The 14316-nt window shown below is 68.4% G+C and carries 12 protein-coding genes; 11 read left to right on the top strand and 1 reads right to left on the bottom strand.

Annotated features, from left to right (window positions below; translation table 11 throughout):
- The first annotated feature begins 61 nt into the window (after positions 1-61).
- The 9 genes from CA982_RS06415 to CA982_RS06375 all read left to right on the top strand — a co-directional run bounded on the left by CA982_RS06415 (position 62) and on the right by CA982_RS06375 (position 11677).
- Positions 62-1108 carry an amidohydrolase family protein gene (locus tag CA982_RS06415; protein WP_086534492.1) on the top strand — a complete coding sequence of 349 codons (1047 nt, stop codon included), beginning with the start codon at positions 62-64 and terminating at the stop codon, positions 1106-1108.
- The gene (locus CA982_RS06410; RefSeq protein WP_086534491.1) at positions 1105-1905 is read left to right on the top strand and encodes an iron-sulfur cluster assembly protein; all 801 of its coding nucleotides are present in this window, start codon (positions 1105-1107) and stop codon (positions 1903-1905) included. The genes CA982_RS06415 and CA982_RS06410 overlap by 4 nt, the downstream gene beginning before the upstream one ends.
- Before the next feature lie 3 nt (positions 1906-1908).
- Positions 1909-2934 (top strand): NAD(P)-dependent alcohol dehydrogenase, encoded by a 1026-nt coding sequence (locus CA982_RS06405; protein ID WP_086534490.1) that lies wholly within the window; start codon positions 1909-1911, stop codon positions 2932-2934.
- Between the two features lie 224 nt (positions 2935-3158).
- Positions 3159-4811 carry a chaperonin GroEL gene (groL, locus tag CA982_RS06400; protein WP_086534489.1) on the top strand — a complete coding sequence of 551 codons (1653 nt, stop codon included), beginning with the start codon at positions 3159-3161 and terminating at the stop codon, positions 4809-4811.
- Positions 4812-5119: 308 nt separating this feature from the next.
- Positions 5120-6913, top strand: a complete 1794-nt coding sequence (locus CA982_RS06395; RefSeq protein WP_208617898.1) for a sigma-54-dependent Fis family transcriptional regulator — start codon at positions 5120-5122, stop codon at positions 6911-6913.
- A gap of 106 nt (positions 6914-7019) precedes the next feature.
- Complete coding sequence (locus CA982_RS06390; protein WP_086534487.1) at positions 7020-8798, top strand: acyl-CoA dehydrogenase; 1779 nt, start codon at positions 7020-7022, stop codon at positions 8796-8798.
- Positions 8799-8861: 63 nt separating this feature from the next.
- Complete coding sequence (locus CA982_RS06385) at positions 8862-9623, top strand: SDR family NAD(P)-dependent oxidoreductase (RefSeq protein WP_086534486.1); 762 nt, start codon at positions 8862-8864, stop codon at positions 9621-9623.
- Between the two features lie 31 nt (positions 9624-9654).
- Positions 9655-10185, top strand: coding sequence for a PH domain-containing protein (locus CA982_RS06380; RefSeq protein WP_086534485.1), 531 nt, complete (start codon positions 9655-9657; stop codon positions 10183-10185).
- Positions 10172-11677 carry a PH domain-containing protein gene (locus tag CA982_RS06375; protein ID WP_086534484.1) on the top strand — a complete coding sequence of 502 codons (1506 nt, stop codon included), beginning with the start codon at positions 10172-10174 and terminating at the stop codon, positions 11675-11677. Before CA982_RS06380 ends, CA982_RS06375 begins: the two co-directional genes overlap by 14 nt.
- 24 nt (positions 11678-11701) lie before the next feature.
- Here CA982_RS06375 and chrA read toward each other — a convergent pair whose 3' ends face one another.
- Positions 11702-13141 (bottom strand): chromate efflux transporter, encoded by a 1440-nt coding sequence (gene chrA, locus CA982_RS06370; protein ID WP_086534483.1) that lies wholly within the window; start codon positions 13139-13141, stop codon positions 11702-11704.
- Positions 13142-13316: 175 nt separating this feature from the next.
- Here chrA and CA982_RS06365 point away from each other — a divergent pair, with 175 nt between their 5' ends.
- A complete protein-coding gene (locus CA982_RS06365) occupies positions 13317-13793 on the top strand; it encodes a Chromate resistance protein ChrB (RefSeq protein ID WP_086534482.1) in 477 nt (158 codons plus the stop codon).
- Positions 13790-14221, top strand: coding sequence for a chromate resistance protein ChrB domain-containing protein (locus tag CA982_RS06360; protein ID WP_086534481.1), 432 nt, complete (start codon positions 13790-13792; stop codon positions 14219-14221). Before CA982_RS06365 ends, CA982_RS06360 begins: the two co-directional genes overlap by 4 nt.
- Positions 14222-14316: the final 95 nt, after the last annotated feature.

Raw genomic sequence — 14316 nt, 5'->3', positions numbered from 1 at the left:
CCTCCGAGACAGCCCAGCACCACCCGCCGAGACCACAGCCCACGATCGTCAGGAGCACACGATGTACGAGAAGAATGGCGACAAGTACTTCATCGTCGACGCCCACGTCCACCTCTGGGACGGACGCGAATCCAACCAGAAGAACATCCACGGCAAGCAGTTCATCGATTGCTTCTACGACTATCACCGCAACCTCAGCCCCGAGGACAAGGTGTGGGACTACGACACCTACACCTACTACGGTCCGGAACGGCTGATGCGTGACCTGTTCGAGGAGGGCCCGGCCGACCACGCGATCTTCCAGGCCACCATGCTGAGCGACTTCTACGTCAACGGCTTCGCGCAGGTCGACGACTCGCTGAAGCTGTGTGCGGACAACCCCGGTCTGCTGACCTACAACCACGCCTACGATCCCCGGCACGGCGAGGCGGGTCTCGAGCAGTTGCGCCGCGACGCCGAGGTGATGAACCTCACCGGCGTCAAGCTCTACACCGCCGAATGGTTCGGTGACTCACGCGGTTACAAGCTCGACGACGCCTGGTCGCGCCGCTACCTCGAAGAGTGCATCAAGCTCGGCATCAAGAACGTCCACATCCACAAGGGCCCCACCATCCGGCCGCTGGACCGAGACGCTTTCGACGTCGCCGACGTCGACAAGGTGGCCACCGACTATCTGGACCTGAACTTCGTCGTCGAGCACGTCGGCCTCCCGCGCCTCGAGGACTTCTGCTGGATCGCGACCCAGGAGTCGAATGTGTTCGGCGGCCTGGCCGTGGCGATCCCGTTCATCCACACCCGCCCGCGGTACTTCGCCCAGATCATCGGTGAGCTCCTCTACTGGATCGGCGAGGACAAGATCCTCTTCGCCAGCGACTACGCCCTGTGGACCCCGCAGTGGCTGGTCGAGAAGTTCGTCGACTTCCAGATCCCGGAGGACATGACCGAATACGCACCGATCACCGTCGAGCAGAAGAAGAAGATCCTCGGTCTCAACGCAGCTGCGCTGTACCCGCACATCGAGGTGCCCGAGGAGCTCCGATTGCCCACCAGCGCAGCCGATCCGGATGCCGAGGTGGCAGCCGGCGCGAAGGATGCGGTGACCGCATGACCGCGCTGGACCATCGGCCGGCGCCCGGCGTCGGACACGCGACCCGTCTCGAGCACGACATCCTGGCCGCGCTGGACACGGTCCTAGACCCCGAACTCGACGAGCCGATCACCGATCTCAACTTCGTGCGGTCGATCCTGATCGACGACGCCGGGGTGACGGTCCATCTGCGCCTACCGACCTCGTTCTGTTCACCGAACTTCGCCTATCTGATGGGTTCGGACGCCCTCGATGCACTCGAGGACATCGACGGGATCGGTCAGGTGCGGGTCCTGCTCGACGACCACCACGACAGCGACAAGATCAACTCGGGCCTCGACGCCCACGCGGGGTACCGGGGCACGTTCGGGGTGGAGGCGCTCGAGAGTCTCGACGAGTTGCGACTCACGTTCCGGCGCAAGGCGCACACGGCCGCGATGGAGCGTTGCGTCGCCGCCGAGATCACCGCCGGACGGGTGCTGGTCGCGGAGGTCGAGCGCCTCGCCCTGCGCGATCTCCCCCGCGGCCACCGGAAGTCGGCGTTGGTGCGCCGGCGGATGGAGCTGGGACTCAGCGTCTGCCCCAACAGCCTCGTCGTCGTCGACGAGGAGGGCCGTCCCCTGCCCTCCGAACAGGTGCCCATGCGCCTGCGGTTCGCACGGTCCGTGCGCATCTCGATGGAGGGCAACAGCCACTTCTGCCGCGGCCTGCTCGCCACCCGCTACGCCGACGACTCCGCCTGCGACGGCCGGAGCGGACCCGTCATCACCGATCTGCGGACCACACACGGCGGCACCACCCGAACGGAACAGGAGTAGATCATGCGCGCAGTACAGGTCGTGGGTTATCACGACAAGTTGCAACTCAACGAGGTTCCGGCGCCGGAGGTGACCGGCCCCTTCGACGTGATCGTGAAGATCGGTGGCGCCGGGGTGTGCCGCACGGACCTGCACATCCTCGAGGGACAGTGGGAAGAGAAATCCGGTGTGTCGCTGCCGTACACGATCGGGCACGAGAACGCCGGCTGGGTCGACGCCATCGGGGACGCGGTCACGAACGTCGCCGTCGGCGACAAGGTGATCCTGCACCCGCTCATCACGTGCGGCCTGTGCCGGGCGTGCCGGTTCGGCGACGACGTCCACTGCGAGAACAGCCAGTTCCCCGGTATCGACACCAACGGCGGGTATGCCGAATACCTGAAGACCACCGCCCGCAGCGTCGTCCGGATCGACGATTCACTCGAACCCGCCGACGTCGCCGCCCTCGCCGACGCGGGCCTGACCGCGTATCACGCCGCCGCCAAGGTCGCCCGGATGACGCGTCCCGGTGACACCTGCGTGGTGATCGGCGCAGGAGGACTGGGCCACATCGGGATTCAGGTCCTCGCCGCCATCTCCGCGGTCCGGATCATCGTCGTGGACCGCAACCCCGATGCCGTCGAACTCGCCCAGCAGATCGGGGCCGACGTCGGGATCGTCGCTGACGGTACACATGTCGCGAAGGTCCTGGAACTGACCGGTGGGCACGGCGCCGAGGCGGTGCTCGACTTCGTCGGAGAGGGCGGGGCCACCGCCGAGGGCACCGCGATGCTGCGGCGGGCCGGCAACTTCTTCGTCGTCGGTTACGGCGAGAACATCGACGTGCCGACCATCGACGTCATCTCGACCGAGATCAACTACATCGGCAACCTCGTCGGCTCCTACAACGACCTCGGGGAACTGATGGACCTCGCCGCGCGGGGAAAGGTCACGTTGCACACCAGCACCTACGCCCTCGACGACTTCCAGCAGGCCCTCGACGACCTCGACGCCGGCCGGGTCCGCGGGCGGGCGATCCTCGTGCCCTGACCGCCCTGCTCCCTGATCCGAAAGAAGCCCCCAACTGCCCCTGAGGAGCGAGCTTGCGAGCGTCACGAAGGGTCTCGCGGGACCCTTCGTGACGCGCCCTCCGCAGGCTCCGGGCGCTCCTCAGGGAGCAAAGTGACGCGCGCAAGCGAGCCACGAAGGGCAAGCAGCACAACAGTTTCACCGCAGTACACAGCCGAGAACACCGAACGAAAGGCAGGACGACCATGGCCAAGGAGTTGCGCTACAACGCCGAAGCGCGGCTGCGGCTCGAGCGAGGGGTCAACGCACTCGCCGACGCGGTCAAGGTGACGCTGGGACCGAAGGGACGCAACGCCGTTCTGGAGAAGCTCACCGGCCCTCCGACCATCACCAACGACGGGGTGACCATCGCCCGCGAGATCCAGTTGCGCGACCCGTTCGCCAACATGGGCGCCCAGCTGGTGAAGGAAGTCGCGATGAAGACCAACGGGGTGGTCGGTGACGGCACCACCACCGCAACCGTGCTGGCGCAGGCGATGGTTCGCGAGGGGCTGCGCGCGGTCGAACAGGGCGCCAACCCGATGCGGGTGCGGCGCGGCATCGAACGTGCCATCGCGACCGTCATCGAGTCGCTCTCGGAACAATCCGTCGCACTCGGGGGTCGGAGCGACCTCGAGCGCATCGCCACCCTCGCCGCCAGCGACGACGAGGTGATCGGGTCGGCGATCGCGGCGGCCGTCGAGTACGTCGGGCGCAACGGCGTCATCACGACCGAGGAGAGCGACACGCTCGGACTCGGCGTCGACGTCGTCGACGGCATCGAGTTCGACCACGGATACATCTCGGGCTACATGGTCACCAATCACGAACGCATGGAAGCAATCCTCGAGAACCCGGTGGTCCTGCTCACGAACAAGAAGATCACCACGGTCCAGGAGATCATGCCGAGTATCGAGGCGGCCAAGCGTGCCGACCGTCCGCTGCTGGTCCTCGCCGAGGACGTCGACGGCCCGGCACTGCAACTCCTCGTCGGCGGCAACATGCACAAGACGATGCAGTCGGTGGTGGTCCGCGCCCCGGGATTCGGCCACCGGCGCGTCGCCGAACTCGAGGACCTCGCCGTCGCCCTGGGCGGCCAGGTGATCGCCAAGGACACCGGCCTGGAACTGTCGGAGGTGTCCGTCGGCCAACTCGGCACGTGTGACCGGGTGACCATCACCGAGGACGCGACGACCATCGTCGGCGCGCGTGGCGACCAGAGCCTCGTCGACGCGCGTGTCGCCCAGCTCGAAGCCCAGCACGCGCGTGCTCGGATCGACGCCGACCGCGACAGCCTGGAACTCCGGATCGCGCGGCTGACCGGCCGGGTGGCGGTGATCCGGGTCGGCGGGGTCACCAGTGTCGAACTCAAGGAACGCATGCTCCGCGTGGAGGACGCGCTCGCCGCCACCCGTGCAGCGGTCGAGGACGGCATCGTCTCCGGCGGTGGGACGGCCCTGGCGCAGGCGCATCGAGCCCTCGATTCGCTCGCCGACGTGCCGGGCGACGAGGGCGTCGGCGTCGAGGTGGTCCGCCGATCGATGGCCGAACCGCTCTTCTGGATCGCGACCAACGCCGGGTTCGACGGCGAAGAGGTGGTCCGCGTCGTGAGCGGACTGCCGACGGGACACGGCTTCAACGCGATGAGCGGTGGCTACGGCGACATGTTCGACGAGGGTGTCATCGACCCGGCGAAGGTCACCAAGGCGGCGCTGGAGAGCGCCGCGTCCATCGCGGCCCTGCTCATCACCACCGAGACCGCGGTCGTCGAGGAGGTCCTGACCCACCCCGGCGCCATCGAGGCACCCGGTTTCGGCGACCTCGCCGAGGGGATGGTCCGGCCCTCCAACATCTACTAGCGCCGACATCCACCAGCGCGGACACCACCCGAACCGCCACCGGCCGGCCCGCACCGGTCGGTGGCCACCGACCCCGGCGGGGACGTCACCGCACAACGGTGACGGGGGCCGGTCGCGATCGGAAATCGTTCTCGGCGTCGATCGCGGCCGGCCCACTGCCGGGCCGTCGGCGGATCCGTGCAACCCAGGGGCGTCCGGGACCGGCCTTCAGCCGGACTCATACCCGGTTCGACGCCCGCCACCAGCACTTATTCTGTACACTGCTGATGATGTGAGACGTACATCACAGTAGGGAGTTGTCTACCGCGGTGAAGCATCAGCCCACAGCCCAGGCCCGGAAATCGACCACCTTCGTCGCACGTGCGCGGGAGCGCTTCCTGAACGACGACGGCGTCCCCGACGACCGCATCGACGGCACCGTCCGCGACGCCATCTCCACCTCGTGGCGGCGCTCGCGCTCCTTCAAGGTGCAGGCAGACCGTCTCGAATTGCCGTTCGTCCGCGAACCGAACACCGACAGCCCGCTCATGAGCGCCGCCCGGCCGGTGCTCGATCAGCTGGCCGTCGACCTGTCGGACGAACCGGTGAGCATCATCCTCACCTCACCCGACGGTGTCGTGCTCTCCCGCGCCGCCGGAAGCGGTGAGCTCCTCACCCAGCTCGACGCCGTATCCCTCGCTCCCGGTTACAGCTACAGCGAGGAACACGCCGGAACCAACGGCATCGGCACCGCATTGGAGACGAGGCAGGCGACACTCGTCACCGGACCCGAGCACTACGCGGGCGTCCTCGCCCAGTTGAGCTGCGCCGGGGTCCCGATACGAAATCCCTTCTCCGGCGGCATCGTCGGCGCGCTCGATCTCACCGGCTGGGTGGAGGAGGGCGGGTCGCTGCTGCTCTCGCTGGCCAAGTCGGCCACCGTCCAGATCGAGCAGCAGATGCTGGCGAACGCCAGTGAGCGCGAATCACGGCTTCTCGCAGCTTATCTCGCCACCTGCCGGCGGGCTCCCCAGATGATGGTCCTCGCGCTCGCCGCCGATGTCGTGCTGATGAACCGCCGCCTCCGCCAGAGCATCGATCCGCAGGACCAGGTGTCGATGCTCGAGCACGCGGTGGACCAGACCCTCGACGCAGGCACCGTCCGACGCGTCAACACGCTGCCCAGTGGCCGCACGGTCCGGCTGGCACCGGTCGCCGAGTTCTCCGACACCGACGCCGGGATCGCGGTCTTCCACGTGCATCTGATGGACCCCGGGTCGTTTCCCGAACCACGACGCCGACCGCCCGCGACGGCGACGCTGCCGGGGATCGTCGGCCGCAGTTCGTCGTGGCGGGAATGTTGCGATCGCATCGCCCAGCACGTCGGCGCCGGGCGCTGGATCGCGGTGTCGGGCGAGCGCGGGAGCGGCCGGGCCGCGGTGCTGCGCGCAGCCGCGGGCCAGTACCGCCGCGGCACCATCCGGGTGTTCTCCGCCGAGGATTTCTCCGACGCCGACACCCTCGACAGTTTCGGCGCCGAGATCGAGCGCGACGACTTCGCCATCATCCTGCGCGACATCGACGAGTTCGACGACGACATGCTCTTCGACGTCGCCGACGTGCTGCAGGGCCGCGAACACGCGGGATGGCTCGGCATCACGCTCAGCACCGGCGACACGCTGCCCGCCCTCGGCGCGACGCTGCTTCCGTTCTTCTCCCACACCGTGGAGGTCCCGCCGCTCCGGCACCGCATCGAGGACCTGCAGGTCCTGGTGCCCGCCATCCTGCGGCAGCTCACCCGGGGCAAGGAACTCCCGGTCGCCCCGGATGCGATGCGCCAGCTCAGCAAGTACACCTGGCCCGGCAACGTCGCCGAACTGCGGCAGGCCCTGCGCGACGTGGTCACCCACCACCGGTCCGGGACGATCACCGTCAAACAGCTCCCCCCGACCTATCGGGCACAGAGCCGGCACACCCTCACCCGCATCGAAGCGCTCGAACGAGACGCCATCGTGCGCAGCCTCGAAGAGAACGGCCACAACAAGCTGGCCGCCGCCCACGCGCTGGGCATCTCCCGCGCGACGATCTATCGCAAGATCAAGGAGTTCGGGATCGACGTGTGACGACACCGGGGTGTGTCATCGCGTCCGCGTCAGGCCGGGGCATGATGGACGGGCGGCGGACATTTCCGTACCGGCGCCCGCCCGCCCGATCGACGAGGAAAATGCGATGACCACACCCATGTCCCGCCGGGACCTCGAGTTCCTGCTGTACGAATGGCTCGACGTCGAGACCCTGACCTCACGAGACCGCTTCGCCGACCACTCGCGCGAGACCTTCGACGCCGTACTCGAACTCAGCGCCGACATCGCGATGAAGTGCTTCGCGCCCGCCAACAAGATCGGCGACGCCAACGAGCCCTACATCGGCGACGACGGCAAGGTCGTGTTGCCCGACGAAGTCGTCACCGGCCTCGCCGAGTACCGCAAGGCAGGCTTGATCTCGGCCTCCTTCGACGACGAACTCGGCGGCATGCAGTTGCCGACCGTCATCCGCCAGGCCTCGGCCGTGTGGTTCCAGGCGGCCAACGCTGCCATGTCGTCGTACAACTTCCTCACCGTCGGCAATGCCAACCTGCTCGCCGAGTACGCCACCGACGAGCAACGCGAGACCTGGGTCCGCCCCCTCGTCGAGGGCCGCTTCTCCGGCACGATGTGCTTGTCCGAACCGCAGGCCGGGTCATCGCTCGCCGACATCACCACCAAGGCCGAACCCGCCGGCGACGGCACCTACCGGATCACCGGCACCAAGATGTGGATCTCGGCGGGCGATCACGAACTCACCGAGAACATCGTCCACCTCGTCCTCGCGAAGATCCCCGGCGGCGGCCCCGGCGTCAAGGGCATCTCCCTGTTCATCGTGCCCAAGTACCTCGCCGACGGAACCCGCAACGACGTGGCGCTCGTCGGCCTCAACCACAAGATGGGCAACCGAGCCACGACCAACACCCTGCTCAACTTCGGCGACGGCACCTTCGGAGCCGACTCCGCTCCCGGCGCCGTCGGCTACCTCGTCGGCGAAGAACACCGCGGCCTCTCCTACATGTTCCACATGATGAACGAGGCGCGCATCGGCGTCGGATTCCTCGCCACCGCACTGGGTTACGCCGGCTACCGAGCCTCGCTCGACTACGCGAAGGTGCGCACCCAGGGCCGGCCAGTCGACCAGAAGGACCCGTCGGCACCACCGGTCCCGATCATCGAGCACGCCGACGTGCGCCGCATGCTGCTCGCGCAGAAGTCCTATGTCGAGGGCTCTCTCGCGTTCGGGCTGTACTGCAGCACCCTCGTCGACGAGGCGGCGACCGCGACCGATCCCGCCGAACGTGACCGGCTGAACCTGCTGCTCGAGGTGCTCACCCCGATCGCCAAGAGCTGGCCCTCGCAGTGGTGCCTCGAGGCCAACAGCCTCGCGATCCAGGTGCACGGCGGCTACGGCTACACCCGCGAGTTCGACGTCGAACAGTACTACCGGGACAACCGGCTCAACCCGATTCACGAAGGCGCACACGGCATCCACGGGCTCGATCTGCTCGGCCGCAAGGTGATCATGCAGGGCGGCGCCGGTCTCGCCGCCCTGGCCGAGACCATCGGGGCCACCGTCGAACGGGCGCGTGGCGTCGACGGCCTGGCCGGTTACGCCGACGAGTTGCACTCCGTGGTGGACCGGCTGGTGAAGGTGACCGCGCACATCTGGTCGGCGGGCGACCCCAAGCTGTCGCTGGCCAACGCGACCGTCTACCTGGAGACCGCCGGGCACATCGTGATCGCCTGGATCTGGCTGGAACAACTCCTCGCCGTCGGCTCCCGTACCGATGACTTCTACAACGGCAAACGCGCTGCGGCGCAGTACTTCTTCCGCTACGAACTACCCAAGACCGGCCCGCAGCTCGACCTGCTGACCGCCCTCGACCGCACCACCCTCGACGTCGAACCGTCCTGGTTCTGACGCTGCCCCGCGCCGACCGACGCACCGCGTCGGAGGAATTGCCGAGTTTCAAGGGAGACAACGATGTCCGTGATGGATCTGTTCGACACCACCGGCAAGGTGGTCATCGTGACCGGCGCCTCGTCCGGCCTGGGCGTCTCGTTCGCGCGCGGTTTCGCCGAGGCCGGTGCCGACGTGGTCCTCGCCGCACGACGGGCAGAGAAGCTCGCCGACACCGCCGCGGCGGTCGAGGCGCTGGGCCGCAAGGCGCTGGTGGTACCCGCCGACGTCGCCGACCCCGAGCAGTGTCAGCGCGTCGTCGATACCGCGATGGAGACGTTCGGCAAGGTCGACGTCCTCGTCAACAACGCCGGCGTGGGCACCGCCTACCCGGCGACCCGCGAGACACCCGAACAGTTCCGCGGGGTGATCGACGTCAATCTGAACGGTTCGTACTGGATGGCCCAAGCCTGCGGTCGGGTCATGCAGCCGGGCAGCGCGATCATCAACATCTCGTCGATCCTCGGCATCACGACCGCCGGTCTGCCACAGGCGGCCTACGCCGCGAGCAAGGCGGGCGTCATCGGTCTCACCCGCGATCTCGCCCAGCAATGGGGCGCACGCAAGGGTATTCGGGTCAATGCCATCGCTCCCGGATTCTTCGAGAGCGAGATGACCGACACCTACCAGCCGGGATATCTCGACTCCCAGATGCCGCGCGTCCTGCTCGGCCGCACCGGACACGGCGAGGAACTCGCGGCCACCGCGATCTGGTTGTCCTCGGCCGCCGCCGGATACGTCACCGGCCAGACGCTCGCCGTCGACGGCGGAATCACGGTCACCTAGCACCCGGGGGACCACACCTAGACTGACCACAATGGACCCCTCCTCTGATTCGCGGCTGCCGACGCGCGCCGACGTGCACCCGACCCTGCGCGAACCGGCCAACCGGGTCGATCCGCGCGCCAAGACCCTCTGGCGAATCGGCCCTCTCGTGCTCGGCGTATTCGGCGTCGTGGCCGCAGTCGTCGTGGCCGTCGTGGTCGGCGAGGGGCGATGGATCGCGGCGCTCGCGGCCGCCGTCATCGCCGTCCTGACCGCTGCCTACACCGCGGTTGTCCCGCAGTGGCGCTACCGTTTTCACCGCTGGGAGGTCAGCGACGACGCGGTGTACTCACAATCGGGATGGTTCGTCCGGCATCGCGTGATCATCCCGATCGCCCGAATCCAGGTGGTCGACACCGAGGCCGGCCCGATCGAGCAGTTCCTCGGTCTGGCGACGCTCACCGTGACCACGGCCTCCTCGGCCGGGACCATCCACATCGCCGGCCTCGAGGCCGGGGTCGCACGGGCGATCGCCGCCGACCTGACCATCCGCACCCAGGCCTTCACCGATGACGCGACCTGACCGGTTCGTCGTCGACGGGCCCGACGACTGGCACCGGCTGTCGCCGTGGATGATGGCGGTCAAACCCGTCGAACTCCTGCCCTCGCTGGTCCCGGTCGTGATCGCGCTGGTCTTCGCCGGTTCGGGCGCACCGCTGTTCACCCTGATCGCCACCGCGGTGATCGTGCCGTTCGTGACGGTGGTGCCCTGGCTGACGACGCGTTATCAGGTCACCGACGAACATGTCCGGGTGCGCAGCGGACTGCTCACCCGCAGGGTCGCGACCGCGCGCCGGGACCGGATCCGCAGCGTCGACCTCACCGCGTCCCCCGTGCACCGCGTGCTGAAACTCCAGAAGGTCACGATCGGCACCGGCGGCGACGACGAGTCGTCGGCGGTCGTCCTGACCGCGCTCACCGCCGACGAGGCGCGGGCACTGCACGACAATCTGATGGCGACCCGCGCCCACCGGGGATCGTCGGCGCCGGCCGACGGCGCCCGCCCCGACGACCCGACCGCTCCGGAGCCCGACGCCGAGGTCCTGGCCCGGTTCCAGTCCTCCTGGTTGCGCTACGCCCCGTTCTCCGTCGCCGGACTCGCGCTGGCCGCCGGTGCGGCCGGCCTCGCGGCGCAGATCGCCAACGACGCCGGCGTCTTCGCCGAGGGGATCGGCATAGCGCGCGACGCCGTCGACGCGGTGCGCGAGACCGCGATCGGATTCGTCATCCTGGGGGCGTGCCTGGCGGTGATCATCGTCGGCGGGGTGCTGTCGGTCCTGGGTTATGTCCTCAGCTACTGGAACTTCCGGCTCCTGCGCCACCCGGACGGAACCCTCCGCACCGAGCGCGGCCTGCTGACCACCAACGCGACCAGCTTCGACGAACGGCGTATCCGAGGCAGTCACCTCACCGAACCGATTCTCATGCGCCCCCTGAAAGGCGCTCGGCTCCAGGCGATCGCGACCGGCAGCACCAAACACCCCCTGCTGCTCCCCCCGGCGCCGATCGACGAGGCCATGCGTGTCGCCGGTCTCGTCACCCACGAACGAACCGAGCTGACCACCCCGCTCGTCGAACACGGGACCACCGCCCGACTGCGTCGCCTCAACCGCGGATTCCTCAGCGGGGCCGCGGCACTCGCCGCGATCGGCGTCGCCGTGGTCACCCGCGCCATCCCGGCCCCGTGGCTCGCGGTGGGTCTCGTCGCGGTCGTCGGCTCGACTGCGCTCGGCATGGTCCGCGCCCGCCACCTCGGACACCGGTTGACGGCTCGTTCGGTGGTCATCGCCCCGCCGAGCGTCGCCCGGCAGCGCGTCGTCGTCGACCGGGACGGCGTGATCGGCTGGGCGAGCCGCACCTCGCTGTTCCAGCGTCGAGCCGGCGTGACGACACTGATCCTCGCCACCGCCGCGGGCGCCGAACACTACGCACTCGTCGACCTCGACGAGGAGACCGCGGCGGGCGTCGCCCACGATGTGTCGCCCGACTGGATCCGACCGTTCCTGATGTCCTGACCGCCTCCGCTGTGACCGCCTCGGTCAGGACAGCGGCAGACCGACTGCCGCAGCGAGCAATCCGAGCACCGCGCACACGCCCAGGGTGCGGAGCACGGACTGCTTGAGCGGATAGATCAGGACGAAGGCGATCACGGTGATCACCGCCGCGAGCGGCCGCACCGTGTCGAGGTGCGGGACCGCGAGGTGCAGCGGTCCGGCGGTGACGACCGTGGTGTCGCGGAAGAGTGTGTGCAGGGCGAAGTAGAGCGCGAGATTCGCGATCACACCGACCACCGCCGCGGTGACACCGTTCAGTGCGGACGTGAGATGCCGGTTGTTGCGCAGCTTTTCGATGAACGGCGCCCCGAGGAAGATGAACACGAAACTCGGCACGAAGGTGACCCAGGTGGTCAACAGCGCGCCGATCGTCGCCGCGACCCAGGGATCGAGTCCCCCGGGATCGCGGTAGGCGCCGAGGAACGCGACGAACTGGACGACCATGATGAGCGGGCCGGGTGTCGTCTCGGCGAGTCCCAGCCCGCGCACCATCTCGCCGGGGCTCACCCAGCCGTAGACGTCGACCGCCTGCTGGGCGATGTAGGCCAGAACGGCGTAGGCACCGCCGAAGGTGATGAGCGCGGTCCAGGTGAAGAACGTGCCCTGCTGGGTGAACACACTGCCCGTCCCGGTGGTCGCCACGACGATGCCCATCGGGATGACCCAGGCCAGGGCCCCGACACCGAGCACGATCCCGGCCCGCCGCCAGTTCGGCGAGGCCGTGTGGATCGCGTCGTCGGCGATGATCGGCGCAGGCCCCTCGTCGGCTGGTTGTGAGTCGGAGACTCCGCCGCCGGTGGCGACCCGGTGCCGGCCGGTCGACCAGCCGATCACACCGGCCACGACGATGACGATCGGGAAAGGCACGGCGAACACCGCGAGCGCGATGAATGCGGCAACGGCGATCGCGACCTGAACCGGCCCGACGAGTGCCCGCTTGCTGACGCGGGTGACCGCCTGGGCGACGATGGCCAGCACTGCCGGGCCGATACCGGCGAACAGCGCGGCCACGATGGTGGTCGCCCCGAAGGCGACGTAGATCGCCGACAGCCCCAGGATCGCGATCGCGCCCGGCAGGACGAAGAGAATGCCGGCGATCAGTCCCCCGGCGGTGCCGTTGAGCAGCCAGCCGACGTAGATGGCGAGTTGCTGCGCCTCGGGACCGGGCAGCAGCATGCAGTAGTTCAGTGCGTGCAGGAACCGGCGCTGACCGATCCAGCGCCGGTCGTCGACCAGTGCGCGTTGCATCACCGCGATCTGACCCGCGGGACCCCCGAAGGTCTGCAGCGAGATCAGGAACCACGCCCACGTCGCCGTGCGCAGCGACACTCCTGCCGACGGGTCGACCTGTGCGCCCGCCTCCGGTGGAGCCTCCGGACGCCTCGAGGCATCAGACCCTCCGGACAGACCGGATCTCTCCGACATCGCCCACCCAACCCCTTCTCGTCCATCACGTGACCTCGGTGCCGCACCGGTGCGCGACCCCAGCAGATGCAACCACGGTTACAATCGGGTTGTCCAGGGTTGAACGCGCGGTGAGCGGCGGATCACGACATCGATGGCCGATGCATGATCTGATGGCGTGTCGAGGAGGTGCTCGGTGGCCGAAGACTGGGTGATGCTCGTGTACCGCGTGCCACGAGAACCGTCGACGCCGCGGATCGCGATCTGGCGCAAGCTCCGCAAGTACGGCGCGTACCAACTGACCGACGGGGTGGTCTTGCTGCCCGCGAGTCCCCGCACGCGCGAACAACTCGAGTGGGTGGCCGAGGACGCGGTGAGCGCCGGGGGCTCGGGCGAGGTCTGGGACGCCGCGCCGACGAATCCGGCCGAGTTCGAGCGGATCCGGACCGAACTCGAGCTCGCGCGCGGCGCCGAATACGCCGACATCGTGGCCGAGGCACACCACGCGCTGGAGCACGCCGACCCCGCCAAACAGTTGGGCGCGCTGCGTCGCCGGTTCCGGGAGATCACCCGTCGGGACCACTTCCCGACCAAGTGCCGGGAGACTGCCCGCCAAGCACTCCGCACGCTGGCCGATCACATCGCCGACACCGAACCGGCGCGGCCGTCATGAGGTGGGCGACGCGCGCCGGCGTGCACATCGACCGAGCCGCCTGCGCATGGCTCATCCGCCGTTACGTCGACCCGACAGCAGAGTTCGTCTTTGTCACCGATCCCTCCGAAATCCCCTCGGACGCCACACCTTTCGACATGCGCGGGGTCGAGCTGGGTCACCACGACGGCGACTGCACGTTCGAGACGATCCTGCGCAGACACGACTTGGACGACCCCGTCCTGTGGGCGATCGCCGAGATCGTCCACGAGGCCGACATCGAAGACGATCGATACGACGCCCCGGAGGCGCCGGGACTCGACGTCGTCCTGCGCGGACTGTCACTCTCCGGCGACGACACCCGGACGCTTCAGGTCGCCGATGCCATCTTCGACGGCCTGTACGAGTACTTCCGGCAGCGCACCCTCACCGGCCGCGAGCCGTCGTAGGCCGACGTCCCACGAGCCGCGCACCCGCCCACTGAGACGATTTGCCGAAACCGTCCGACCCGGGTTTCTGCTGTGGTAGACATCACAGCAGATGA

This window comes from Gordonia lacunae (assembly GCF_002149015.1).
Lineage (GTDB): Bacteria > Actinomycetota > Actinomycetes > Mycobacteriales > Mycobacteriaceae > Gordonia > Gordonia lacunae.
This window is presented reverse-complemented; position numbering and strand designations above follow the sequence as displayed.